Source organism: Haloglomus irregulare, from assembly GCF_007421925.1.
Classification (GTDB): Archaea; Halobacteriota; Halobacteria; order Halobacteriales; family Haloarculaceae; genus Haloglomus; species Haloglomus irregulare.
Map to the genome: position 1 here is coordinate 142,636 of NZ_QMDX01000004.1, position 20,204 is coordinate 162,839.

General features: G+C 71.3%; 25 protein-coding genes, 1 tRNA gene, 1 other RNA gene and 1 pseudogene. 16 read left to right on the forward strand and 12 right to left on the reverse strand.

Features of this window, described 5'->3' with window-relative positions:
• Positions 1–104: 104 nt before the first annotated feature.
• Positions 105–761 (reverse strand): triose-phosphate isomerase, encoded by a 657-nt coding sequence (gene tpiA / locus DP107_RS08605; protein ID WP_144261750.1) that lies wholly within the window; start codon positions 759–761, stop codon positions 105–107.
• A 58-nt stretch (positions 762–819) separates the two neighbouring features.
• Positions 820–1,062, reverse strand: a complete 243-nt coding sequence (locus DP107_RS08610) for a DUF7511 domain-containing protein (RefSeq protein ID WP_144261751.1) — start codon at positions 1,060–1,062, stop codon at positions 820–822.
• Positions 1,063–1,172: 110 nt separating this feature from the next.
• On the opposite strand from DP107_RS08610, the gene DP107_RS08615 reads away from it, so the two are divergent.
• Positions 1,173–1,358 carry a hypothetical protein gene (locus DP107_RS08615; RefSeq protein ID WP_144261752.1) on the forward strand — a complete coding sequence of 62 codons (186 nt, stop codon included), beginning with the start codon at positions 1,173–1,175 and terminating at the stop codon, positions 1,356–1,358.
• Between the two features lie 23 nt (positions 1,359–1,381).
• Here DP107_RS08615 and DP107_RS08620 read toward each other — a convergent pair whose 3' ends face one another.
• Positions 1,382–1,600 (reverse strand): DUF7511 domain-containing protein, encoded by a 219-nt coding sequence (locus DP107_RS08620; RefSeq protein ID WP_144261753.1) that lies wholly within the window; start codon positions 1,598–1,600, stop codon positions 1,382–1,384.
• 102 nt (positions 1,601–1,702) lie between these two features.
• Positions 1,703–2,239, reverse strand: coding sequence for a multiprotein bridging factor aMBF1 (locus DP107_RS08625; protein WP_144261754.1), 537 nt, complete (start codon positions 2,237–2,239; stop codon positions 1,703–1,705).
• A 108-nt stretch (positions 2,240–2,347) separates the two neighbouring features.
• On the opposite strand from DP107_RS08625, the gene DP107_RS08630 reads away from it, so the two are divergent.
• From DP107_RS08630 to DP107_RS08640, 3 genes are all read left to right on the forward strand, one after another.
• Positions 2,348–2,545, forward strand: a complete 198-nt coding sequence (locus tag DP107_RS08630) for a hypothetical protein (RefSeq protein ID WP_144261755.1) — start codon at positions 2,348–2,350, stop codon at positions 2,543–2,545.
• Between the two features lie 27 nt (positions 2,546–2,572).
• Positions 2,573–3,250 carry an ATP-grasp domain-containing protein gene (locus DP107_RS08635; protein WP_144261756.1) on the forward strand — a complete coding sequence of 226 codons (678 nt, stop codon included), beginning with the start codon at positions 2,573–2,575 and terminating at the stop codon, positions 3,248–3,250.
• Between the two features lie 62 nt (positions 3,251–3,312).
• Positions 3,313–4,275: a biotin--[acetyl-CoA-carboxylase] ligase gene (locus DP107_RS08640; RefSeq protein WP_144261757.1), complete on the forward strand. Its 963-nt coding sequence runs from the start codon at positions 3,313–3,315 to the stop codon at positions 4,273–4,275.
• A 7-nt stretch (positions 4,276–4,282) separates the two neighbouring features.
• On the opposite strand, the pseudogene DP107_RS08645 reads toward DP107_RS08640, so the two are convergent.
• A pseudogene (locus DP107_RS08645) lies at positions 4,283–4,697 on the reverse strand (universal stress protein); the annotation flags it as partial.
• Positions 4,698–4,840: 143 nt separating this feature from the next.
• On the opposite strand from DP107_RS08645, the gene DP107_RS08650 reads away from it, so the two are divergent.
• Both DP107_RS08650 and DP107_RS08655 read left to right on the forward strand, forming a co-directional pair.
• The gene (locus tag DP107_RS08650) at positions 4,841–5,908 is read left to right on the forward strand and encodes an NAD(P)/FAD-dependent oxidoreductase (protein ID WP_144261758.1); all 1,068 of its coding nucleotides are present in this window, start codon (positions 4,841–4,843) and stop codon (positions 5,906–5,908) included.
• A gap of 286 nt (positions 5,909–6,194) precedes the next feature.
• Positions 6,195–7,040 carry a hypothetical protein gene (locus DP107_RS08655; RefSeq protein WP_144261759.1) on the forward strand — a complete coding sequence of 282 codons (846 nt, stop codon included), beginning with the start codon at positions 6,195–6,197 and terminating at the stop codon, positions 7,038–7,040.
• A 4-nt stretch (positions 7,041–7,044) separates the two neighbouring features.
• Here DP107_RS08655 and DP107_RS08660 read toward each other — a convergent pair whose 3' ends face one another.
• Positions 7,045–8,034 carry a zinc-dependent metalloprotease gene (locus DP107_RS08660; protein WP_144261760.1) on the reverse strand — a complete coding sequence of 330 codons (990 nt, stop codon included), beginning with the start codon at positions 8,032–8,034 and terminating at the stop codon, positions 7,045–7,047.
• A 100-nt stretch (positions 8,035–8,134) separates the two neighbouring features.
• Between DP107_RS08660 and DP107_RS08665 the strand changes: the two genes are divergently transcribed.
• The 3 genes from DP107_RS08665 to DP107_RS08675 all read left to right on the forward strand — a co-directional run bounded on the left by DP107_RS08665 (position 8,135) and on the right by DP107_RS08675 (position 10,536).
• Positions 8,135–9,457, forward strand: a complete 1,323-nt coding sequence (locus DP107_RS08665) for a DNA polymerase Y family protein (RefSeq protein ID WP_144261761.1) — start codon at positions 8,135–8,137, stop codon at positions 9,455–9,457.
• Between the two features lie 67 nt (positions 9,458–9,524).
• On the forward strand, positions 9,525–9,908 hold the full coding sequence (locus DP107_RS08670; protein WP_144261762.1) for a hypothetical protein: 384 nt from the start codon (positions 9,525–9,527) through the stop codon (positions 9,906–9,908).
• 73 nt (positions 9,909–9,981) lie between these two features.
• Entirely contained in the window at positions 9,982–10,536 is a 555-nt protein-coding gene (locus DP107_RS08675) for a hypothetical protein (RefSeq protein WP_144261763.1), read from the forward strand.
• 15 nt (positions 10,537–10,551) lie between these two features.
• On the opposite strand, the gene DP107_RS08680 is transcribed toward DP107_RS08675, so the two are convergent.
• Positions 10,552–11,172 (reverse strand): DUF420 domain-containing protein, encoded by a 621-nt coding sequence (locus tag DP107_RS08680; RefSeq protein WP_144261764.1) that lies wholly within the window; start codon positions 11,170–11,172, stop codon positions 10,552–10,554.
• Positions 11,173–11,276: 104 nt separating this feature from the next.
• Here DP107_RS08680 and DP107_RS08685 point away from each other — a divergent pair, with 104 nt between their 5' ends.
• The 3 genes from DP107_RS08685 to DP107_RS08695 all read left to right on the forward strand — a co-directional run bounded on the left by DP107_RS08685 (position 11,277) and on the right by DP107_RS08695 (position 13,717).
• The gene (locus tag DP107_RS08685; protein ID WP_185977235.1) at positions 11,277–12,665 is read left to right on the forward strand and encodes an MATE family efflux transporter; all 1,389 of its coding nucleotides are present in this window, start codon (positions 11,277–11,279) and stop codon (positions 12,663–12,665) included.
• A 78-nt stretch (positions 12,666–12,743) separates the two neighbouring features.
• A complete protein-coding gene (locus DP107_RS08690; RefSeq protein ID WP_144261766.1) occupies positions 12,744–13,226 on the forward strand; it encodes a MaoC family dehydratase in 483 nt (160 codons plus the stop codon).
• A 53-nt stretch (positions 13,227–13,279) separates the two neighbouring features.
• On the forward strand, positions 13,280–13,717 hold the full coding sequence (locus DP107_RS08695; RefSeq protein ID WP_144261767.1) for a DoxX family membrane protein: 438 nt from the start codon (positions 13,280–13,282) through the stop codon (positions 13,715–13,717).
• 58 nt (positions 13,718–13,775) lie between these two features.
• On the opposite strand, the gene ffs is transcribed toward DP107_RS08695, so the two are convergent.
• Together ffs and DP107_RS08705 are read right to left on the reverse strand one after the other, a co-directional pair.
• Positions 13,776–14,090, reverse strand: an RNA gene (gene ffs / locus DP107_RS08700) — signal recognition particle sRNA.
• Positions 14,091–14,179: 89 nt separating this feature from the next.
• Complete coding sequence (locus DP107_RS08705; protein ID WP_144261768.1) at positions 14,180–14,584, reverse strand: DUF7548 family protein; 405 nt, start codon at positions 14,582–14,584, stop codon at positions 14,180–14,182.
• A gap of 111 nt (positions 14,585–14,695) precedes the next feature.
• On the opposite strand from DP107_RS08705, the gene DP107_RS08710 reads away from it, so the two are divergent.
• Positions 14,696–15,013 carry a DUF5798 family protein gene (locus DP107_RS08710; protein WP_144261769.1) on the forward strand — a complete coding sequence of 106 codons (318 nt, stop codon included), beginning with the start codon at positions 14,696–14,698 and terminating at the stop codon, positions 15,011–15,013.
• Positions 15,014–15,065: 52 nt separating this feature from the next.
• Here the strand turns inward: DP107_RS08710 and DP107_RS08715 are convergent, their stop codons facing one another.
• Both DP107_RS08715 and DP107_RS08720 read right to left on the reverse strand, forming a co-directional pair.
• Positions 15,066–15,476 (reverse strand): CoA-binding protein, encoded by a 411-nt coding sequence (locus tag DP107_RS08715; RefSeq protein WP_144261770.1) that lies wholly within the window; start codon positions 15,474–15,476, stop codon positions 15,066–15,068.
• Between the two features lie 43 nt (positions 15,477–15,519).
• Entirely contained in the window at positions 15,520–16,263 is a 744-nt protein-coding gene (locus tag DP107_RS08720; RefSeq protein WP_144261771.1) for a potassium channel family protein, read from the reverse strand.
• Positions 16,264–16,338: 75 nt separating this feature from the next.
• On the opposite strand from DP107_RS08720, the gene DP107_RS08725 reads away from it, so the two are divergent.
• Positions 16,339–17,556 (forward strand): helix-turn-helix transcriptional regulator, encoded by a 1,218-nt coding sequence (locus tag DP107_RS08725; RefSeq protein WP_144261772.1) that lies wholly within the window; start codon positions 16,339–16,341, stop codon positions 17,554–17,556.
• A gap of 354 nt (positions 17,557–17,910) precedes the next feature.
• Positions 17,911–19,020: a pyridoxal-phosphate-dependent aminotransferase family protein gene (locus DP107_RS08735; protein ID WP_144261774.1), complete on the forward strand. Its 1,110-nt coding sequence runs from the start codon at positions 17,911–17,913 to the stop codon at positions 19,018–19,020.
• Between the two features lie 126 nt (positions 19,021–19,146).
• On the opposite strand, the gene deoC is transcribed toward DP107_RS08735, so the two are convergent.
• Positions 19,147–19,824: a deoxyribose-phosphate aldolase gene (deoC, locus tag DP107_RS08740; RefSeq protein WP_144261775.1), complete on the reverse strand. Its 678-nt coding sequence runs from the start codon at positions 19,822–19,824 to the stop codon at positions 19,147–19,149.
• Positions 19,825–19,968: 144 nt separating this feature from the next.
• Here deoC and DP107_RS08745 point away from each other — a divergent pair.
• Positions 19,969–20,043 (forward strand) — tRNA-Glu (locus DP107_RS08745).
• Positions 20,044–20,204: the final 161 nt, after the last annotated feature.

Consider the following 20,204-nt stretch of genomic DNA (forward strand, 5'->3'; position numbering starts at 1 on the left):
GGGTGTCCACTCCCCGACTGCTTTCGATCGGCGGCTGACTCCGGGGAACGTCGTGCCTGGGGGGCAGCCGCCTGACGCGACCGATGTCCGGGGGTCGAAACCCCCTACAGTGGTTCGACGAGGTCCGTTAACGCGGCTCGCGGGTCGTCGGCCTTCGCGACCCCGGAGGCGAGGAGGACCCCCTCGGCACCCAACTCGCGTGCGGCGACCACGTCGTCACCGGTCGAGATGCCGGCGCCGCAGAAGACGTCCACGTCGGGGTCGACGGCTGCGACGGCCGCGACGGCGTCCTCGACGATGTCCGGGTCCGCCGCGGAGACCGGCGTTCCGGTGCCGATGAGTTCGGGCGGTTCGACCGCGACGGCGTCCGGACCGAGGGCGGCCGCGGCGGCGACCTGTGTGGGCGTGTTGCCACAGACGACGGTCTCCAGGCCGGTCCGGTCGGCCGCGTCGACGGCGCCGTCGATGCGGTCCAACCGGAGTCGGCGCTCGGAGTGGTTGCAGAGCGTCCCGACCGCGCCGGCGTCGGCGAGGGTCTCGGCGAGCGCGTGGCCGGTGCTACTCCCGGGGGGCACGGGGTCGACGTGCTGGGCGAACGGTTCGGCGTCACTCCCGGCCAGCGCGTCGGTCACCGCGCGGAGGTCGGCCGCCTCGGGCGCGACGGCGATGCGGGCCTCGGTGTCGGCGGCCACGTCGGCGGCCGCCTCGGCCACCGCGACCGGGTCACAGGGGTACGTCTTCAGGTTGACGAGGACGAACATACCGGTCGCGCGACCGCTCGTCGCAAGTAGCTACCGCTTCGGGCCGCGTTGGCGGGACCTATCGCATCTCCTCGGGGTCGAGACAGGCGTCGGCGTCGGCGGTGAGCCAGGTCGACATCCGCTCGATGTGGCTGGCCTCCGGCGGGTACATCGTCACCCGGTCGGGTTCGCCGGCGTACTGGACGAGCGTCGACGCGAGGCGCGGCCGCGCCGCCGGTTCACTCGCGCCATCCCCTTGCCCCCGCACCACACCGCTGTTCACGCGCGGTTCGTCCGTGTTCTCGGAGTCATGTATCGACATGTGTTCGGGTTGCCCGCGTCCGTCCCCTGGACCACGAGTTAGTAGCTTCTGCGCGGGGGGAGTGAAGGGGCTGGCGCTTGATATTTACGGGTCCGACCACAGGTCCGGACATGTCCGACCTGCACGGAGCGCGCGTCGCGGTGACAGTCGACGGTGAACGGCGGACGGGTGCCGTCATCAGGACGACCTACACGAGCAAGTACGGCCAGCCGCTGGTCGCGGTCGCCCTCGACGAGCCCCTCCCCGGCGGGCGCGAGCAGCACGTCGCCCCTGCGGACGCCGTCGAGCGTTGCTGAATCCGGACCGCTCTGCCGCGGGGTCAGCGCATCGCCTCGAGGTCCCGGAAGGCGTCGGCGTCGGCGGTGAGCCAGGTCGACATCCGGGCGACGTCGTCGGTATCGGCGGGATACACCGTCCGCCGGTCCGGCCGGTCGTCGTACGGGACGCGCGTCGCCGACAGGACCCGCGGCCGCCCGGGCCCCTGTTCGGTCCCCTCGGTGTCGGTGCCTCCCTCCTGCCGTGGGTCGGACGCGGCCATCATCCGGGTTACCCGACACGAGAGGCATAAGCGATGCTATGAGCCCTATTGTGGAGTGGATACCGGATGGAACCGCTACGAGGGTCCGCGTCGGTGGGCCGCTCAGTCCTTGCGCTTGACCACGTCGCCGAGCGTGGTGGTGCCCGCCGAACCGCTGCTCTCCCACTCGGCGTCCCCGCCGTCGCCCCCCTCGGTCAGGGAGATGTCGAGTTCGCGCTCCAGCTTGGACTGGACGGAGTCGGTCGGGAGCATGTCACCGTGCTCGAGCTTCCGGATGAGGCTGGCCTTCTCGTTCAGTTCCTTCGCTAGGTCCTCCTGGCTCAGCCCCCGGGACTCCCGAGCCGAGCGGATACGCTGGTCGTAGTCCGGCACGACCTCGTCCATGTTGTCGAACATGTCGCGCCGGCGCCCGCCCCCGGAGCTAGACGAAGACGAGGCGGAGCTCGACCCGCTCCCGGATCCCGACGAGGAGGAACTCGACGATGACGTGGAGTACTTCGTCGACGTGCTGGAGGTCTCCTCCGTCCGGACCTCCGTGCCGAAGTCGGCACAGTCGGCACACACCTCGAGTTCGGCCCCCTCGATCTTCACCGTCTTCGGGGCCCCGGTCTCCGTGCCGCACATCTCACACTGGACCATGACCGCCGGTTGGCCACCGCGAGGCATAAAACGTGTGCCGGTGGACGCGGCGAGCCGGCGACCTCCGGTGAGACCGAGACCCGGGCGACCGAGGCGGCCGACGCGGCTGTGGCCCTCCGCGAGGAGACCCGAGCCGCGCGCTCGGAGCGTGAACCTCCCGAGGAACTGGACATCCCCCGTGCCGACCTCGAGACCGGCAGGGGGCTCCGGCACCAGTTACTCGGGGCGCTGCGGACCGAGGGTGACGCCGGCACGGCCGCGGAGCCGGGTCCCCCGGTCGTGGCGGTCAGTATCAGCGGAGTTTAAGACCGGTCTCGACGTACGAGCGGACGGATGTCCGGAGAGCGATTCGTTTCGGCGACCGTCGAGGCGCCGCCGGTCACGTTGCTCCGCGACGCCGCGGTCCGGGACGGGGTCGTCGTTCCGGAGTTCCAGCTCCGGACGGAGGGCCGCTCGTCCCCGGTGCGAATCCACCAGCCCCTGCCGGAGGGACTGGACGTGGTCGATGCCGACTTCCAGTCCGGCGCGGCCCCCGACGAGTGGGCGTTCGCGGGGGGCGGTGTCCGTATCGACGCGGACGTGCCGGGCGGCGGTCGGACCCTGAGCCTCGGGCTCTCGGTCGCTCCGGACACGACGGTCCCCGAGAGCTTCGCCCCGCCGAGGCTCTCGCTACGGGACGCGATCTGCGGGGACGGGGACACCGCCACCCGGGGCGCCGACCCCGAGACGCTGGACGAGGCCATCCGCCGCGTCGAGGCCGGGGAGGCCCCGGGCCCGGACCTGAGTGACCGCATCCCGGACGCGGAACCGCCCGAGGACGAGGGCGCCGTCGTCACGCGCGAGCAGATCGCCGAACGCAACGAGGAGCTGATGTGGCTCCGGGCGCGGGCAGTCGTAGCCGAGCGCGAGCGCGAGCGACTCCGGGCGACCGTTCGGGAACTCCGGGACGCGCTGGCGGAGGCCGACGGGGTCGACGCCGACTCGCTCCCTACCCTGGACGACGACCCCTGAGGCCGAGCGCCGCGACCACGCTCCCCTGGGTGCTTACAACCCGCCCCGGCGTAGCGGGAATCATGCAGGAGACACGCCGGCGGGTGCTGGACGCGCTCGCCGACGGCCCGGTGACGGGCCCGGCGGTCGCGGAGCGACTCGACGTCTCGCGGGCGGCCGTCTGGAAACACGTCGAGGCGCTCCGGGAGGCCGGCTTCGATATCGAGGGCACCGACGACGGCTACGTCCTGCAGGGCCCCCCCGAGTACGGCGGCCCGGCGGTCGAGTACGGGCTGGAGGCGCCGTTCGCGGTCGAGTTCCACGACTCGCTGGGCAGCACCAACGAGCGGGCCCGCGAGCTCGCGGCCGAGGGTGCCACGGACACGGCCGTCATCGCCGCCGAGCAGACCGGCGGCCGCGGCCGCCTCGATCGGGGGTGGTCCTCCCCCCGGGGCGGCGTCTGGTCGTCCGTCCTCTGTCGTCCAGCGGTGCCGCCGTCGCAGGTCCCCGTCTTCACGCTCGCGGCCGCGGTCGCGGTGACGCGGGCGGTCCGAGAGGCCGGCGTCCGGGCGGAGATCAAGTGGCCCAACGACGTCCTCGTCCCGGTCGACGGGGAGGAGCGGAAGCTCTGTGGCATCCTCACGGAGATGGAGGGGGAGGCCGACCGCGTCTCCTGGGTCGTCGTCGGCATCGGCGTGAACCTGAACGTCGACGAGGCCGACCTGCCGCCGGCGGCCGACGCCACGAGCGTGCGGGCCTGCCGCGAGCGCGCGGGCCAGGAGGACGCCGACGTCCCGCGGCGACTCTTCGTCCAGCGACTGCTGGAGGCGTTCCACGACCTGCGGGGTGACCCCGAGGCCGTGCTGCCGGCCTGGCGGGAGTACGCGAGCACGCTCGGGCGCCGGGTCCGCGTCGAGACACCCGGCGGCGAGGTCGTCGGCGAGGCCGTCGACGTGACCGTCCCGGGGACACTCGTCGTCGAGACGGACGACGGCACCCGGCGCGTGACCGCGGGCGACTGCGAGCACCTCCGGCCCGTGGAGTGAGCCCCCGGTCGCTGTGGCCCTCCGCACCCGACCTGTCGGGTACCTCGCCGACGCGGACGGTCAGGACCGGGACCGGCGAGTTCCTGACGACGCGCTCGGCGACGCTCCCGAGGGGGGTCGATGTCGTCGCGACCGTGTGTACCCATCACGACGAGGTCGCAGTCGGTCGTGGTCGCGTAGTCGACCACCTCCGTGGCCGGACTCCCCTCGTTGATGACCCGCTGGACGCTCATCTCGGGGGCGAGCGTCGCCGCGATGCCCTCGAACGAGGACTCCATCGGCAGGGTGGCCAAGGCGGCCGTCTCCACCACGTACAGCGGATGGCGGGTGGCGCCGTGCGTGCCGGCCAGCCGCGCCGCGTGCTCGACGGCTCGGTCACTCCCCGCTGACCCGTCGGTCGGCACCAGTATCTCGTCGTACACCGCCCGACGTGGAGCTCACACCCGGAAGTGTTAGTCGTGTGGCACGATCCACCACGGGCCGGGGAGCGCCCTCGCCCGGGCCTCGTGCGCCGTCGGTGACCGATAGCCGTGATTTAATACCCTCCCATCGCCTACCCGCTGGTATGAGCGACGAGATCGAACACCGGCGGCTCATCATCGCCGGCACGGGGATGGCCGGGCTAACGGCGGCCATCTACGCCGGCCGGTCGAACAACGACCCGCTGGTGCTGGAGGGTGACGAGCCAGGCGGGCAGCTCACGCTGACCACCGACGTGGCCAACTACACCGGCTTCCCGGAGGGAATCTCCGGCCCCGACCTCATCAACGACGCGAAGGAGCAGGCCGAGCAGTTCGGCGCCGAGTTCGACCACGGTATCGTCGCGGACGTCGCGAAGCGCGACGACGGCAGCTTCCACGTCGAGCTGGACGACGGGACCGAGTACACGACGGACGCGTTCATCGCCGCCTCCGGTGCCTCCGCCCGCACCCTGGGCGTCCCCGGCGAGGAGACGATGATGGGCTACGGGCTCTCGACGTGTGCCACCTGCGACGGCGCCTTCTTCCGCGACGAGGACATGCTCGTCGTCGGCGGCGGCGACGCGGCCATGGAGGAAGCCCATTTCCTCACGAAGTTCGCCGACACCGTCTATCTCGCCCACCGCCGCGAGGGGTTCCGCGCCGAGGACTACTGGGTGGAGAAGGTCATGGAGAAGGTCGACGCCGGCGAGGTCGAGATCATGCGGAACACCGAACTCCTGGAGATCCACGGCACCCAGGCCGACGGCGTCGACCACGTCTCGCTCGCGCGCAACGAGGCCGGCTACCCCAAGGAGAACCTGGACGACCCGGACACCGAGCAGTTCGACATGGACGTCGGTGCCGTCTTCTACGCCATCGGCCACACCCCGAACACGGCGTATCTGGAGGGCACGAGCGCCGAGATGGACGCGGAGGGCTACCTCGAGACGCAGGGCGGCGAGGGCGGCGGGCAGACCGCCACCGCCGTCGACGGCCTCTTCGGCGCCGGCGACGTCGTCGACCATCACTACCAGCAGGCCGTCACCGCCGCCGGGATGGGCTGTAAGGCTGCCATCGACGCCGACGGCTACCTCGAGGACCTCGAGCGGGCCGGCGAACTCGGCACCCTCGAGGCCGAACCCGAGGCCGAGACGGCCACCGGGGACGACTGACGGGAGCCCTTTCTGCGGCGGGTTCCCCCGGCGGCCGGCGAACCACCTGGAGGACGTTCAGAGAGATCGCCGGCACCCGGGGCCCGGGGCGCCCTCGCGCCGGTGAGACGCGCTCGCTCCGCTCGCGCCTGTGGGGCGGGAACCAACGGCTCCTGCGGGCGCCCGAAGACGGGTTCTCGAGTTAGAGCCCGTTCTGTCGGATTACGCACCGGATTCCATGTCAGTACGCACATCTAGTTGCGAACGGTCGCCGTAATGCTCTTATGAGCCGAGGCGGTTCTGGACGATGTTCGCGACGGTGCCCTCCCACTACTGCTGTGTGCGCTGGGTCCTCTCGGGCTGCAGCCTGCTCGGTGGGACCGGGACAGCGACGCCCGAGCCGACGCCCGCCGCGACCGGGACGCTGACGCCGACACCGACGTTCGGGCCGTCGGTCTACGATGTGGCCGACGCCGTGGCCTCGACCGACCGGCTCCGCGAGGCGGGGTCGTGGAACGCCACCATCACCACCCGGTACGGGTCGAACCGTTCCAGATCCGACCTCGGCGAGTACCCCATCGTGCTCTCGCTGCGGGCGAACACCTCGACGGGGCACCGGTCGGCGGTCGAGCGCCGGGCGGACGGGCGCGTCGAGACCACGTTCGTCGACGGGACCGGCGGCTACGAGCGCGACGACTCCGCGGACGGTGACGTCAGCTACCAGTGGGCCTCGCGGCCCGGGGAGACGATCCTCGTGGACTGGCTCGCGTACCCGGCGCTGTCGGGCACGCGGCTCCGGTTCGTGGACGACCCCGGCGAACTGCCGCTCGCGAAGGTCGGCTACGAGCGGTACAGGGGGGAGCTCGTCGCGGTGTACACGGCCAACGGCAGCGAGGTCGAGTTCGACGTCGACCGGTCGCTGCGGGTCCCCGACCGGGCCCGGCTGGTGCGCTACGAACAGCGGCTCAGACTCGCTCGCGACGGCCGACTCGTCGCCCGGACCGTCACCATCGAGTGGGTCGACCCCGGGCGGGAGGAGCGCGTGACCGACGAGCGGGCCTTCCGACTGCACCGGGTGGGTGGTGTCACCGTCGAGCGGCCCGACTGGGTGGACGCGGCCCGGGAGACCGAGGACGAGTTCGCGGAGGACTGAGCGTCTACGCCGGCACCCGCGCGAGCCACCGCTCGGGGTTGTCCAGCTCCTCGTCCGTCGGCAGCAGGTCGGGCTCCGACCAGACGACGCCCGCGGCCGCCACGGAGCGCGCGTCGGCGACGGCATCGAAGAAGGCCTTGCCGCGCTCGTACTGTCGGCGCTTCATCCCCAGGCCGAGTAGCCGCCGGACGAGCTTCGTGAGCGGCCCCTGTCCGGAGCGGCGGGCCTCCAGCTTCGCGCGCAGGTCCTCGTACTCGCCGTCGAACGCGCGGTCCATCACCAGCTCGGCGTACCCCTCGACGGAGGTCATCACGGTGTCGAGTTCGCCGATGGCGTCGCGGTTGAGGCTCCCTTCGCTCAGGTCACCGACGGCCGACTCCATCCGCGACTCGAGATGCTCGGAGAGCCATGGCGCGGCGCCGAACTCGGCGGCGTGGGTCACCTCGTGGAAGGCGATCCAGCGGCGGAACCGCTCCGGCTCGACCTCCAGCGACGCGGCCACCCGCTCGATGTTGGGGTGGACGAAGTAGAGCGCGTGGTCGTCGCCGTTCCGGTCGCCGGGGGGGCCCTGCTCGGCTCCGTCCGCCAGCAGGAGGGGGTCGTACTGGCCGAGGACGTTGTTGGCGAGGAAGGAGAGCATCACCGCCATCGAGCCGGTGTTGGTGGTCCGGGCGATGCCGAAGGCGTCGGTCTCCAGTTCCGCCAGCGGCTCCATCACCCGCCGGAAGGTGGCGATGTTGGCGTCGATCCAGTGGTGCCGGTGTTGCACCTCGACGGTCTCGGGGAGGTCGAACCCGAGTCCGGTCACCTCCCGGACCCGATCACGGGCCTCCCGGATGTCGGTCGCGTACCCCTCACGTTCGGCGGGCGTGAGTTCGATGGACCCCGGGCTGACGGTGGCCTTCGAGGCCGCCGCGGCCCCGTTCCAGTCGACCGGGCCGTCGCCGCTCCGGGGTGCGTCCGCGACCGCGCGAATGGCACCGAGAATCGTCATACGGTGGCTAGCCGTGGTCGGGGCAAATGCCTTCCGACGACGCTCCACTTTCGCTCCGGTGTGGCAAGGTTGAGGCCCCCGGGTCGGTTACGTCCGATGGATGTCCGAACGCGCGGAACTGCCGGGAGCGCCGGCCCCCGAGGACCGCGTGGTCGCGCACGTGGATATGGACTGCTTCTACGCGGCCTGCGAGCGGCTGAAGGAGCCGGCGCTCCGTGGCGAGCCTCTCGTCGTGGGGATGGGCTACGAGCCGGGCGAGACCAGCGGCGCGGTCGCGACCGCCTCCTACGAGGCTCGCGAGTTCGGCGTCGAGAGCGCCATGCCCATCGACCGGGCGCTGGAACTGCTCCCGCGACGGGTCGACGTCGAGGACGTAGCCGAGGGGGAGGACGGCGACCAGTCGGCGACCGAGGCCACCGGCTTCTATCGCCCGGTCGATATGGCGTTCTACGAGGACACCGCGGCTGACGTGAAGACGGTCCTCCACGAGACGGCCGAGACGGTCCGCGAGGTGAGCATCGACGAGGCGTACCTCGACCTCACGCCGGTCGGCTGGGACGACGTCCGTGCCACCGTCGACCGCCTCCGCGAGCGCATCCGCGAGGCGGTCGGCGTCGTCGCCAGCGTCGGGGTCGCGCCGACCATGTCCACCGCGAAGATCGCCTCCGACCACGACAAGCCCGACGGCCTCGTCGTCGTCCACCCCGACGAGGTCCGGGGGTTCCTGGCTCCCATCCCGGTCGAGGACCTGCACGGCGTCGGGCCCGTGACGGCCCGGGAGCTCCACGGACTCGGCATCGAGACGGCCGGTGACGTGGCCGACGCCGACCCGGCCGCGCTCAAGCGCGAGTTCGGCGAGCGCGGCCGCGAGTTGTACGACCGGGCCCGGGGCCGTGACGACCGCGCCGTCGAACCCCGCGGCCGGCCCAAGAGCCTCTCCAGCGAGTCCGCACTCGCGCCGACGACGGACCCGGAGACCAAACGGGAGCTGGTCCGGTCGCTCGCGGCCGACGTGGCAGAGCGGGCCCGCGCCAAGGACGCCCTCTACCGGACCATCGGCGTGAAGGTGGTCGAGCCGCCGTTCGACGTCAACACGCGTGCCCGCTCGCTCCCGGGGCCGGTCGACGACCCCGACCTCGTGGAGGCCGTCGCGCTGGACCTGCTGACGGAGTTCCGCGAGGCCCAGGTTCGCAAACTCGGCGTCCGCGTCTCGAACCTGGCCTTCACCGCGGCCGACCAGGCGACCATCGACGGCTGGGACGGGACCGACGGGGGGGCCGGCACCGCGTCTGAGGTCGCTGAACGTCCGGTTCCCGACGGACAGGCGACCATCGACGGCTGGGCCGACGACGCGGAGGAGGACTCGACCGGTGGCTACGTCCGGCGTGGACAGACCCGGCTCCCCGAGTTCGAGGACGGCTGAGTCCGACGGCCCCGGCCCTCGCGCCCGTGACGGAACGCCTATGCCCGCGAGCGACCCAACCGGGCGCATGCAACTCGGTTCGCTGCCGTCACGCCCGCTGAGCCTCGACGAACTCCGCGAACTGGAGGACAGCCACCGGTTCCGGGCCGTCGTCCCGGTCGGCGTCTTCGATCTGGCCGACAGCGACCGGCGACTGGTCGCCGCCGTCGTGTTCGTCACCGACTCCCGGGTCGCGGCGGTGGGCTACGACCAGGCGACCGACGGGAACGGGGGCGATGCGGCCGTGCAACCGGCGGGACCGCCGGGCGCCTGGACGGTCGTCAACGAGGGCGAAGCCGGCGACAAGGCGGCGACCGAGGAGCGCGTCCGCGCCCTGGAGGGGGCGCTCCGGGACTGGGCTGACGGGCAGCCGTGGGCCGAGGACCCGTCGAACCTCGTGGAGGCACTGTAGCCCGGACCCGGTATGAACCGGGGGTGCCCGCGGTGGCGACGACGCTTATGCGTAGGCGAACCCTCCCGACGGTATGAGACGAGCCACGGTGGCGACCGGTCCCGCCCGTTCGGGGCCCGCGAGCGGGGAGCGCGACGTGCCGACCCCGACGCTGTTGATGGGCGCGCTGACGGCGGTCGCGACCGGCGGGTTCGTGGCCTGGGCGCTACTCCCCCTCCCGTACACCGTCGCCGGCCTGCCGGCGTACGCCGTCGCGGCCGTCGCGACGACGCTGTGGTCGGGCATCGCCTTCCTCCGTCGGGCACTCCCGACCGGGGTCCTCGCCGAGGGGTTCTACCTGATGGCCGTCGCGGTGCTGATGCGACCGGTCGCGGTGTCGCTGTCCGTGGACGGGGTCCCGGCCGCCCTCCGCCAGCCGGGGGGCGCGTTCGCGAGCACGGTGGTCGCGCTCGTCGTGGCGGGCGTCCTGCTGGTCGCGGGATGGCGGCTCGACGCTCGCGCGCAGGAGGCGTGTCTGCGACGGATGCGCCGCCGGGTCCGACGGGGGATGTCCAGCCGACGGGCGACGAACAGTCTGCTGGCGGGCGGTCGGAGCGAGGAGTCCGAGCGCAGCGAGCAGGACGGTTGAGCCGGGTCCCGGGGTTCAGAACGGCGTCGGGATCCGGACGAGCAGTCGGACGAACTCGTACGTGTACACGTGGTTGAGGAGGACGTACGCCAGGACGCCGAGGGTGAGCGAGACGGACCAGACCGCGACCGCGACCCGGCCGACGCGGGCGTGGACCGTTCGGCGCATCTCCTCGCGGGTGTGCGTGAGCCCGATAGTGATGTTGTACAGGACCAGCGGGACCGACAGCACGGAGAGCAGGATGTGGATGCCGAGCATGGCGAAGTAGGCCAGCGCGGCGGCGTCGGGGCCGACGAACTCCTTGCGGCCGCCACCCCCGGTCTTCAGCAGGTAGAGGACGAGGAAGACGAGGATGAGGCCGAACGCGCTGATCATCGCTGCGCGGTGCTTGCGGATCTCGCCGTCGCGGATGAACTTCCAGCCCGCGAGCAGGAGGACTACCGTCACCGTGTTGATGACGGCGATGGCGTCCGAGAGCAGATTGACGGTCCCTATGTCGACACTCGGGTAGATGGGAAGACCGACATAGAGCGTGCCGATGACGAGCGCGTACCCGACGACCGTCAGGACCGCCGTCAGGGCGCGCGGGTGCTCCTTCGCGGTCCGGGACACGGGGCCGGCGTCGGCTGTCGCCATGGATACGGGTTCGAGCGCCCCCGGCATGTCGGTATCGCTTTCGGGTCCCATTCCCGCCCCCCGCGACCGCGAGGCATAAGCGGCCGACGGCCGCAGTCGGTCCCGTGCGGTCCCCGTTCCGGTCCCGCGATGAGCTCGAGTTCACCAGCGGCTCCGTCGGCTGGCCGCTCTACCACCTCGCCCTCCCGGTCGTCGTGACGACGCTGCTGCAGACCGTCTACAACCTGACCGACACCTTCTGGGTCGGGCGGTACGGCAGCCCCGAACTCGCCGCGCTCACGTTCTCCTTCCCGCTCGTCTTCCTGTTCGTCGCGCTGGGGTCGGGCGTCTCGACGGCCGGGCGCGTACTCGTCGCGCAGTACGAGGGCGCCGGCCAGGGGAGCCGCGCCTCGTTCGCCGCGGGACAGGCGCTCGTCTTCAGCGCCCTCGCGGCGCTCGTCGTGGCCGCCATCGGCATCGTCGGCATCGCGCCGCTGTTCCGGGCGATGGGTGCCGCTCCCGGGACCCGGGACCTCGCCCTGGGGTATATGCAGTATATCCTCGCGGGGCTCCCACTGCTCTTTCTCGCCTACACGTTCTCCGCGCTGCTCCAGGGCTACGGCGACGCGCTGACGCCGCTGCTGGTCGTCCTCGGGTCGGTACTGCTGAACCTGGTGCTTGATCCGCTCCTGATATTCGGCGTGGGCCCGGTCCCGCGGCTGGGGCTTGAGGGCGCCGCCATCGCCACACTCGGCTCCCGCGGGGTGGCCGCGGTCGCGGGCGTCGGCCTGCTGCTGTCCGGGCGCGTCGAGCCGTCCGTCCGACTCGGGGACCTGCGCCCGGAGCCGTCCTTCCTCGGCACTGTCGCACGGGTCGGCGTCCCGGCGTCGCTGGAGACGGCCGCCATCGCCGTCTCCGTCACCGCGTCGCTGTTCATCGTCGGCCGGTTCGACGCGCCCGTCGTCGCGGGGTTCGGCATCGGCGAGCGGGTCACCTCGCTGATGTTCCTCCCCGCCGTCGGCGTCTCCGCGTCCACCATCACCATGGTCGGGCAGAACCTCGGGGCCGGGGAGGCCGCCCGCGCCCGCCGGGCCGCCCGCCTCGCCGTCGCCGTCCCCTTCGTCGGGCTGACCGCCGTCGGGCTGGTCGTCGTGGCGTTCGCCGAACCCATCGCCGGGGTGTTCACGACCGACCCCGATGTGGTGGCGCCGGCCGCCGAGTTCCTCGCCGTCATCGGGCCAGCGTACGGCGCCGAGGCCGCGGCCCGCGTCTACAGCGGCGTCTTCCGCGGCGGCGGCCGGACGGACGTCGCCATGGTCGTCACCGGGACGACGTTCATCCCCGTCCGGCTCGGTATCGCCCTCGCGCTGACCGGGCCGCTCGGCTACGGTCCGACCGGCGTCTGGCTGGGGTACGCCCTCTCGGGGGTCTTCGGCGCTGGTTTGGGCCTGGTCGTCGCCAGACTCCTCCCGTGGGACGAGGCTATCGTCGACCGGGAGGACCCGGAGGACTGATCCGCCCGGCCGTGTGGCCCGTCGCGGCCCCACGGTCGAGCCGCCCGTTTCAAGCCCCCGCGCCGCCAGACCCTCGGCATGCCCGGACTGTACTACGAGGAGTTCGAGGTCGGGGAGACCATCCGCCACGGGAAGCGCCGCACCGTCAGCGAGAGCGACAACCAGCGGTTCTGCGACATGACCATGAACCAGCAGCCGCTCCACCTCGACGCCGAGTTCGCCGAGGAGTCCGCCTTCGGCGAGCGGCTGGTCAACGGGCTCTACACCATGTCGCTCGGCGTCGGCCTCACCATCCCCGACACGACCGACGACACTATCGTCGCGAACCTCTCCTACGACGACGTGGAGCACCCGAACCCGACGTTCCACGGCGACACCGTCCGCGCCCAGTCGACGGTGACCGACAAGCGCGAGACCAGCGACGGGGAGCGTGGCATCGTGACGATGCACGTCGAGGTGTTCGCGGTCAACCGGGAGGCCGACGACGGGGAGGACGTCCTCGTCTGTGAGTTCGACCGGACCACGCTGTCGCTGAAGCGCGCATACGCCGGCGACGACTGAGGCCGCCGGCCCCGAGCGCGGGGTTTTCGGGCCGGGGGCGCCTACCGCCGGTGATGGCAGTCGTCGACGACCTCGCGGCGCGGAGTCGCGCCATGGCGGCGCCGTTCGTCCGTCGGGCGCCGAGCACGGCCGCGGTCGCGCGGCTCGGACTCGGACTGATGATACTGCTCGCCGGCGTCCACAAGCTCGTAGCACCCGGCCTGTGGGCGATCTACGTCGTCGACTGGCTGGAGCCGTGGCTGGTCGTGACGCCCGTCGACTTCATGTTGCTGAACGGCTGGCTGGAGGTGGCGTTCGGCCTCGCGCTGCTGGTCGACCGCTACACCGCGTTCGCGGCGGCCGTGGCCGCCGTCTCGCTCACCGCGACCTGTGGCTACCTGGCGGTCGTCTGGGCGACGGCGGGCCTGTTCGGCGACGTCCTGGTGCGGGACGTGGGGCTGGCGGGGCTCGCGTGGGCGGTGCTCGTCGAGGCGCTCCGTCGGCCGGGGTGAGCCGGGGCCAGACGCACTCGTCTCCGGAATCGACAGTTCCGTCACTCACGAGGTATTGAACCGGACGCCGGGGTTGCCTGGCTGTTCCAACACGGGTGAGGCCTGCTCGCCTCCTCCACCCCGCGACCCCACGGGCGACAGGTGTCCCCGATACCGCTGCTCGCTTCCGCGCCTGACGGGGTTCTCGGGGTCAACCGGGCCCGTGCCTCCCTGCAGAGATCGGTTCCCGGACCGCTGCCCTCGTGGGACGAGGCTTCGACGTTGGCTTGCAGGGCCCGCACTGGTCCACCCAGACGCGCCCGGTGGTCGGCCCCAACATGAAGACCGTTGGAGGCGATGGGGCAGTGGCCTAACTGCCCGGCCTAGTCCGACCTGAACCTACATCACTCCTGCTTATGGGCTTTTCGGGAACGGGCCGCCAGCCCTGGGTCAAGAACGGCGCCGCTGTCGGGCGGTTTCCCCTCAAACCAGGCGCAGCGCGCGGGCGTACCAGCCGGCGCTCGCGAGCGGCACCAGCCCGGCCGTCGCGAGCAGCCAGCGCTGGTACGTCAGCAGCGCGCTGGCCCCGCCGAGCGCGTCCACCCGCGCGGTGAGCGCGAACAGGACACCGGTGACGGCGACGAACCCCCCGAACACGAGCACCGCCCCGGCGACCAGCGCGGGGTCCGACCGCTCCTCCCGCCCGGCGGCGAAGACGATGACGCTCACGAACGCGAGCAGCCCGGCCGCCAGCGGCGTCACCGCGCCCGACCCGTAGTAGGCCGAGACGACCGACGCCGGCTCCTGCAGATACGGCCACACCAGGACCGCGAGCACGAGCAGACAGCCGACGATGCCCGCGGTCGGTGCCGTCTTCGTCCCCTTCATACCTCCCGGTGCGCCCGTCCGGGTCTTAACGACGGCGTCTTCGGCAGCCGGCCGCGCGTCGACCGCCGCGAAGCCACAACGGATAGGAGTCTCCGTCCGGAACGAATCGGTATGGCTCTCGGTGGCGCGACTAAGAAACTCCAGCAGATCGTCGACATGGCCGAGGAGACGTACAAGCGGCTGAACGATGTCCGCGAGCAGGTCGAGCGGATGCGGCGGACGGTCATCGACACGAACCGGCGGGTCCGGGAACTGGAGCGGACTGTCGACGACCAGCGCGCGCTCATCGAGGCACTGGCCCACGACGCGGACGTTGACGTCGAGCAGATACTGGCCGAGGCGGCCATCGAGGAGGCCGAGCCAGCCGATCCCGACGTGCCCGACGCCCGGGCCGACGGCGCGTCCGACGGTGGGGACGACGCCGTCTGAGCCACGCTCCGAAGCCGGTGTGCCTACCCGAAGCCCGACTCGTGCTCCCGCATTACCCGAGGAGCCGCTGGTGCTCGACCTTGATGCACTCGTCCTGGACGAACCGGCGGCCGGAGGCCTCGACCCGCTCGCCGGCCTCGTCGTCACGGATGTTCAGCTGGAGCCAGACCCCCTCGACGTCGCCGCGGTCGAGCACCTCGTCGACGATGCCGGGGACCTCCTCGCTGGGCCGGAACACGTCGACCAGGTCCACCTCGCGGTCCACCTCGGACAGCGAGTCGTAGGCCGGGCGCCCCTGGACCTCGTCGGTCGTGGGGTTGACCGGGATAACGTCGTACGAGTGCTCGACGAGATACGCCGGGACGCCGTGGGCGGCCTTCCCGGGCGTGTCCGACATCCCGACGACGGCGATGGTCCCGACGTCGAGCAGTGCGCGGCGGTCGTCATCGGTCGTGGCTGACATACCCGGAGGAAGGCCGGGGCTGGACTAAAGCCTGCCGCGGGCGCTACAGCAGGTCCGAGACGTCCTTGGCGCTCACCACCTCCGGGATGACTACCTCGTCGGCGCCGGCCCGGCGGGCGAGGTTCTCGTACATCTCGTCGCCGACCCGGACCACCAGCCGGACCGAGGGCCCCAGCTGCGAGCCCACGATCGCGGTCTGAACGTTGGTCGCGGAGTCGTCGATGGCGGCGACGACAGCCCTGGCCTCGTCGACGCCGGCCTCCGCGAGCACGGACTCGCGCCGGGCATCGCCGACCACCGCCAGCGCCCCTGCCGGCAGGTTCTCCAGTTCCTCCTCGTTACGCTCTACCACGACGACCTCCTCGTCCGCCTCGGACAGCCGTTCGGTGACGGTCCGGCCGAACATCCCGAAGCCACAGACGACGACGTGGTCGCTCAGGTTCTCGATGCGTCGGTCTCGCTGCATGCGTTCCAGTTCCTCCATGACCCGGCCGCCGAAGGCCGCGTTCAGCACCGTCTCGCCGGTCCAGATGCCCGCCAGGAGCAGCCCGCCGAACACGGCGAGGGCGTAGGCCTTGACCAACTGCTCCGGGCCGGCATGTCCCTCGAAGTGGAGTTCGATGCTGGTCGGGTCGAGCAGCCAGAAGGCCGCATCGACGGCGCTTACGCCGGCGAGGGCGACGAAGCCCACGATGCCGGCGACGGCGATAGCCACGAGCGTCCCGACCGGGAGCAGCGCCGTTCGCAGGCGGGCGGCGAGTCGACTGACCACGCCACGTGTTAGCATGGGAACAGCTAAGCGTTTCGCCGGGCGGCGCGTGCCATAGCATATAAGGGCGGGGGCGGGCGTGAGGTAGGGTAGATGACACGGCCGGCTGCGGTGGCGCTCGTACTGGTTCTGGCGGTTGCCAGCCTCGTGCCCGCAGTCGGCGCCGGGGCCCTCGCCGCGCCCGAGCACAGCGCCGGGGCCCTCGCGCCCGAGGACCGGGACGGTGTCGCCCAGGTCGGCAACCAGTCGGTCGACTCTACGGAGTTCCGCATCACCGTCTACGGGAACGCCTCCGCCCGATGGGTGTTCCTCTACAAGACGACCCTGGAGAACGAGACCCAGCGGTCGGACTTCGAGTCCTACGCCGACCGGTTCAACTCCGAGGAGACGGAGCTGTACACGAACTTCAGGGACCGCGCCCGCTCGATCACGACACAGGGGTCGGACGCGACCGGGCGGTCGATGAACGCGACCGGCTTCTCGAAGCGGGCGTACGTCGACGAACTCAACAGCCAGGGCGTCGTCCGGATGAGCTTCGTCTGGACGGCCTTCGCCGAGCGTGACGGCGATGCGGTCGTGATGGGCGACGTGTTCGAGGGCGGCTTCTACCTCGCCCCCGACCAGCGGCTCGTGGTGCTCTACGGCCCGAACCTGCGGTTCCAGTCCGCAGCACCCCAGCCGGCCCTCGACGAGGACTCGCTGGCCGCGAGCGACACCCTCACCTGGGACGGGGAGCGGGAGTTCAACCCCCAGCGCCCGGAGGCCCGGCTCGTCCCGCCCTCCGAACCGACCCCGACCCCGACCCCGACGACGGCCGGCGGCGGCGGGACCACCGCGACCGAACCGGGCAGGTCGGTCGGGTTCCTCCCCGTCCTCGGCCTCGGCGTCGTCCTGCTGCTGGGGCTGGGCGCGGCGCTGGCCTACCGGGCCGGAGCACTCCCCGGGGACGACGACGGCGCCGCGGCCGCGTCGGCCGAGCCGGGTGATGGTGGTGACGGCGCCGCGGCGGCGGCCGCTGGCACCGGCGGGGCGGCCGCCGACACTACCTCGACGGAGCCGGCCGTCGCGGACGAGGAACTCCTCGACGACGAGGAACGGGTGATGCGACTTCTGGACCGGAACGGCGGCCGGATGAAGCAGGTCGTGATCGTCGATGAGACCGGCCGGTCCAAGTCGAAGGTCTCGATGCTGCTCTCGGACATGGAGGAGGCGGGGGAGATCTCCAAGCTCCGGGTCGGCCGCGAGAACATCATCTCGAAGAAGGGGATGGAACCCGACGCCGCCGGCTCGCCGTTCGACGACGAGGAGTGACCGGCGTCGCGGTTCGGCACAGGCTACCTGAGGGCCGATATCCCCGGGCCGGAGCCCCCGTCGCATGACCCATACGCTCGAAGTCGGCGACGAGCTGTACGGGCGGCCGGACCGACACCGCGAGTCGGACGAGCCCATCGATGCGCTCGTCACGACCCAGGAGACCGAGGGGCGTTCCTCCGGGAGGACTACGCCGGGTGAGGAGCGGGCCGGGACCCGTCGGGTCGCGGTCCGGTCACGCGTCATGCGCTCCGCTCGCGGCCCCGGTCGAGCCGTGGCGTCGTCCACCCGGCGCCGGCTATCACAACGCCCTTGCCGTCCGCCCGTGAGTGGTTCGATACCCAGGTGGTTTCGGTGACCAAGAAACGCGAATACACGGGCGACTATCCCGACAAGACGCTGTATCTTCCCGGCCCGACCGAGGTCCGCCAAGACGTCATCGAGGCGATGGCCGAGCCGATCTTCGGCCACCGGATGGACCGGATGACGGATCTCTACACGACCATCGTCGAGGACACAAAGACCTTCCTCGGCACCGACGACGATGTCATCGTCCTGACGGCCTCCGGGACGGAGTTCTGGGAGGCGACGACGCTCAACCTCGTCGAGGACCGTATGCTGGTCCCGACCTCCGGCGCGTTCAGCGAGCGCCAGGCCAACGTCGCCGAGCGGCTCGGCAAGGCGGTCGACCGTATCGAGTACGAGTGGGGGACGGCGGTCAAGCCCGCTGACGTGCGCGAGGCACTCGAGACCAGTGACGAGGGCTACGACGCCGTCGGGATGGTGATGAACGAGACCTCAACCGGCGTCCGCAACCCCGTCGAGGCGATCGGCGACCTGCTGGGCGACTACCCGGACACGTGCTTCGTCGTCGACGCCATCTCCTGTCTCGGCGGCGACGCCATCGACATCGAGGGCCACAACATCGACTGCATCTTCACCTCCACGCAGAAGGCGTTCGCCATGCCGCCCGGACTGGCGGTCTGCACCGTCAGCGACGCCGCCTACGACCGCGAGATGGAGACGGACTCGGCCTCCTGGTACGGCGGCTTCCAGCGGACGCTCGACTACTACGACCGGAAGGGCCAGACCCACTCCACCCCCGCCATCCCGCTGATGCTGGCCTACAGGGAGCAGATGAAGTACATGCTCGACGAGGGGCACGACGCCCGCGACCGGCGCCACCGCGAGATGGCCGAGTACACCCGCGACTGGGCGCGCGAGCATTTCGGCCTGTTTCCGGAGGAGGGGTACGAGTCCCGGACGGTCACCTGCGTCGAGAACACCCGCGACATCGACGTCGGCGCGACCATCGAGGCCGTCTCCGAGGAGTACGACATGGTGTTCTCCAGCGGCTACGGCGACCTCAGCGAGGATGCCTTCCGCATCGGGCACATGGGGGAGCACGACGTGGAGAGCATCCGGGCGCTCACCGACGCCATCGAGGACGTCGCCGGGCTGTAGCGTTCCCCGGATACGGTTCGGATAGCTCGATAGTTCCGGAGATATGCCCGCTATATCCGGCTCGCACGTCGAAGCCCGGGCTCTCTTCCCGAACGACCAGCGCCGCCGGTCGGGTCCCCCGGGCCGTCACCCCCAGGACCGGGCCGACTCGACGATGGCGACGCCGGAGGAGGCACCGATGCGGGTCGCGCCGGCCGCCACCATCTCCAGGGCGTCCTCGAAGGACCCGATGCCACCGGAGGCCTTGACCCCCGTCTCCGGGCCGACGGCCTCGCGTATCGCCCGGACCTCGCTCGCGTCGCAGCCGCCGTCGTAACCCACCGCCGTCTTGACGAAGTCGCCCCCGGCCTCGTCGACCAGCCGGGCGGCCCGCCGGATCCCGTCGTCGGTCAACGTCGGCGACTCGATGATGACCTTCAGCGTCCCCTCCCCGACCGCCTGCTTCACCGCGCGGATGTCGGTGACGACCGCCTCGTCGTCGCCGTTGGCCAGGGCCGTCCGGTCCAGCACCATGTCGAGTTCGTCCGCGGACTCGGCGAGCGCCTCGACCTCGGCGCGCTTCGCCGCCGCGTTCTGAACCCCGTACGGGAACCCGACGACGACCACGACGTCCGCGGCGTCCCCGAGCGTCTCGGCCGCGAGTTCCGCGTGGTACGGGACGACGCAGGCCGCGTTGAGGTCGTGCTCCAGCACCGCCTCGCAGAGATCGCGTACTTCGGCGGTCGTCGACACCGGGTCGACGTTCGTGTGGTCGATGAGTTCGGCGACGCGCTCGGGCTCGGCGCGGAGGGTTGCGGCGTCCATGCGCGGCGGGACTCGGGGCACGGGCTTCCGTGTTTCGGGCGTGGGCGCCCCGCACCACCGGGTGGTTCCCCCTCCGTGTCGATTCACCGCACGGCATCGGGGAAGCGCAACGGTTAATAAGGCAACCTGGTTACGCTGTGGTACGCTCTGGTAGTGTAGTCCGGCCAATCATATTGCCCTCTCGAGGCAATGACCAGGGTTCAAATCCCTGCCGGAGCATCCGACTTCTCACGCCCGCTATCGGTGGATCCCACACTCCTCTACCCTGCTCATTGCCGACCAGGCAACGATTACCCCTCGATCGCCGAATCTTCCCCAGATGGAGAGCGCGAGTCGGTCAGGCGATCGAGGGTTGTGACCCGAGTCGAAAGCACGACCGG

Excerpts from the sequence above, each read along its gene's own strand:
- DP107_RS08620 (WP_144261753.1), bottom strand. The coding sequence starts at position 1,600 with ATGGCCGCGTCCGACCCACGGCAGGAGGGAGGCACCGACACCGAGGGG.
- DP107_RS08675 (WP_144261763.1), top strand. The coding sequence starts at position 9,982 with ATGAGACGAGCCACGGTGGCGACCGGTCCCGCCCGTTCGGGGCCCGCG.
- DP107_RS08715 (WP_144261770.1), bottom strand. The coding sequence starts at position 15,476 with ATGTCAGCCACGACCGATGACGACCGCCGCGCACTGCTCGACGTCGGG.
- deoC (WP_144261775.1), bottom strand. The coding sequence starts at position 19,824 with ATGGACGCCGCAACCCTCCGCGCCGAGCCCGAGCGCGTCGCCGAACTC.
- DP107_RS08720 (WP_144261771.1), bottom strand. The coding sequence starts at position 16,263 with ATGCTAACACGTGGCGTGGTCAGTCGACTCGCCGCCCGCCTGCGAACG.
- DP107_RS08610 (WP_144261751.1), bottom strand. The coding sequence starts at position 1,062 with ATGTCGATACATGACTCCGAGAACACGGACGAACCGCGCGTGAACAGC.
- DP107_RS08710 (WP_144261769.1), top strand. The coding sequence starts at position 14,696 with ATGGCTCTCGGTGGCGCGACTAAGAAACTCCAGCAGATCGTCGACATG.
- DP107_RS08670 (WP_144261762.1), top strand. The coding sequence starts at position 9,525 with ATGCAACTCGGTTCGCTGCCGTCACGCCCGCTGAGCCTCGACGAACTC.
- DP107_RS08650 (WP_144261758.1), top strand. The coding sequence starts at position 4,841 with ATGAGCGACGAGATCGAACACCGGCGGCTCATCATCGCCGGCACGGGG.
- DP107_RS08695 (WP_144261767.1), top strand. The coding sequence starts at position 13,280 with ATGGCAGTCGTCGACGACCTCGCGGCGCGGAGTCGCGCCATGGCGGCG.
- DP107_RS08725 (WP_144261772.1), top strand. The coding sequence starts at position 16,339 with ATGACACGGCCGGCTGCGGTGGCGCTCGTACTGGTTCTGGCGGTTGCC.
- DP107_RS08640 (WP_144261757.1), top strand. The coding sequence starts at position 3,313 with ATGCAGGAGACACGCCGGCGGGTGCTGGACGCGCTCGCCGACGGCCCG.
- tpiA (WP_144261750.1), bottom strand. The coding sequence starts at position 761 with ATGTTCGTCCTCGTCAACCTGAAGACGTACCCCTGTGACCCGGTCGCG.
- DP107_RS08660 (WP_144261760.1), bottom strand. The coding sequence starts at position 8,034 with ATGACGATTCTCGGTGCCATTCGCGCGGTCGCGGACGCACCCCGGAGC.
- DP107_RS08690 (WP_144261766.1), top strand. The coding sequence starts at position 12,744 with ATGCCCGGACTGTACTACGAGGAGTTCGAGGTCGGGGAGACCATCCGC.
- DP107_RS08705 (WP_144261768.1), bottom strand. The coding sequence starts at position 14,584 with ATGAAGGGGACGAAGACGGCACCGACCGCGGGCATCGTCGGCTGTCTG.
- DP107_RS08655 (WP_144261759.1), top strand. The coding sequence starts at position 6,195 with ATGTTCGCGACGGTGCCCTCCCACTACTGCTGTGTGCGCTGGGTCCTC.
- DP107_RS08680 (WP_144261764.1), bottom strand. The coding sequence starts at position 11,172 with ATGGCGACAGCCGACGCCGGCCCCGTGTCCCGGACCGCGAAGGAGCAC.
- DP107_RS08625 (WP_144261754.1), bottom strand. The coding sequence starts at position 2,239 with ATGGTCCAGTGTGAGATGTGCGGCACGGAGACCGGGGCCCCGAAGACG.
- DP107_RS08665 (WP_144261761.1), top strand. The coding sequence starts at position 8,135 with ATGTCCGAACGCGCGGAACTGCCGGGAGCGCCGGCCCCCGAGGACCGC.
- DP107_RS08615 (WP_144261752.1), top strand. The coding sequence starts at position 1,173 with ATGTCCGACCTGCACGGAGCGCGCGTCGCGGTGACAGTCGACGGTGAA.
- DP107_RS08635 (WP_144261756.1), top strand. The coding sequence starts at position 2,573 with ATGTCCGGAGAGCGATTCGTTTCGGCGACCGTCGAGGCGCCGCCGGTC.